Annotated in this window: 2 protein-coding genes; one reads left to right on the top strand and one right to left on the bottom strand. The window is 46.9% G+C overall.

Going from position 1 to position 1,268, the window contains the following annotated elements; genetic code table 11:
* The coding region (locus tag C8R21_RS15530; RefSeq protein WP_375136012.1) for a transposase at positions 1-238 on the bottom strand (238 nt) is incomplete at its 3' end.
* Between the two features lie 709 nt (positions 239-947).
* On the opposite strand from C8R21_RS15530, the gene C8R21_RS15525 reads away from it, so the two are divergent.
* Positions 948-1,211: a flagellar brake protein gene (locus C8R21_RS15525; protein ID WP_181258982.1), complete on the top strand. Its 264-nt coding sequence runs from the start codon at positions 948-950 to the stop codon at positions 1,209-1,211.
* The last annotated feature ends 57 nt before the right edge of the window (positions 1,212-1,268 follow it).

Here is a 1,268-nt window from a genome sequence, read left to right as displayed (position 1 = left end):
GCTGATGTGCGCTGGCATGACTGCCATCGGTAAAAGCCCAGGTCAGGTTCAACCACGAGCGCCTTGAAAATCTCGATCCACTTGCCTGCGGCAGATCTCGCCAGGGGCAGCCTGTACGTATCCGGTAAAGCATGGTCTCGACGGTCATGCGCAGATCAGGCTTGTCGTATATGGTCTTCTGCAGCAGAATCTTATGCAGCTTCGACCAATGCTCGTCACTGAGCAGCAATCGGGGCATCGAAAACTCGTGTTGTTACTGTATGAGAGCTTTAACAATACAGGGTTTCTTCCTGATCACAAAACCTTAGATCAAAACGTCAACAAGCCCTAGCCGTCACCGCCTTTTCGATTGTCCACAATTGCTGTGGATAAGTTTGTTGATAAGCTATGTAAACGATGAGTAAGTCACCTTTCTGTAACATTTTTTCTTATCCGGCTATTTTTTGAACTTTTTTTAAATATATTTATTATCAAATACTTGAATAAAAATCAAGACCCATGGGCTTTTGACAGGTAGTGCTGGAATTGCGCATGTGACTCAGGCAAAAAATGTGGATTATTTAGAAATGTCAAGCAAAATATGGTCATTGATTTATAAACCCTCCTGGCTTTGGGTTCGATTCTGAGTCTCCTTCCTTTCTTCCGCTTGCTCTGAGTCAATGCAAGCCCGCGTGCTTTCAATACCCGGGATTTTTTTGTCAACAAAAGCTGTTTTGCTACGGTACTCCGTTTTGCGGCCGTTATAAGGAGAATAGTCGTCACCCCTCGGGCTCGTCGCGCGCAAGCCTTTGATCCTTCATCGCGCCATCCGCACATGGCCGGGAAAATTCCCGGATGCGGAGTCGATGTTACAGTGACAGCACCTACAGTGACAGTATCTTGGGGGAGGAACGATCATTCGCGCATTGCGAAACCCCATATGAATGAGCAGAACCTGTATAGACATCATGGCAGACAGCAGACCCGACCTTCCTGATAACAACAGGAAATATCGCATTTCGTCGAAAAACGATATTCTCTCCGTGCTGCGGTTGATGATAAGGAATAATTCGCAAAGCACCTGTTATTTTGGTGATGCCGGCAGCTTTTCCCCGACCGCGCTTTTGAATCTCGACAGCCAGCGCGGGGAAATGGTACTCGATTATGGTCCGGATGAGGAGATCAATCAGCAGGTGATCTGCTTTAGGAATTCAGGACCAGACAGAAAGTGAGTTTTTCGGCAAACTTGACCTTGAAAGGAGGGCTGTTTGCCATGAAGAAGAAGCGGT

Source organism: Nitrosospira multiformis (assembly GCF_003050865.1).
In the GTDB taxonomy this organism is placed as follows: Bacteria; Pseudomonadota; Gammaproteobacteria; order Burkholderiales; family Nitrosomonadaceae; genus Nitrosospira; species Nitrosospira multiformis_E.
Note: the sequence above shows the minus strand (reverse complement) of the source record. Positions and strands in the feature narration are given on the sequence as shown.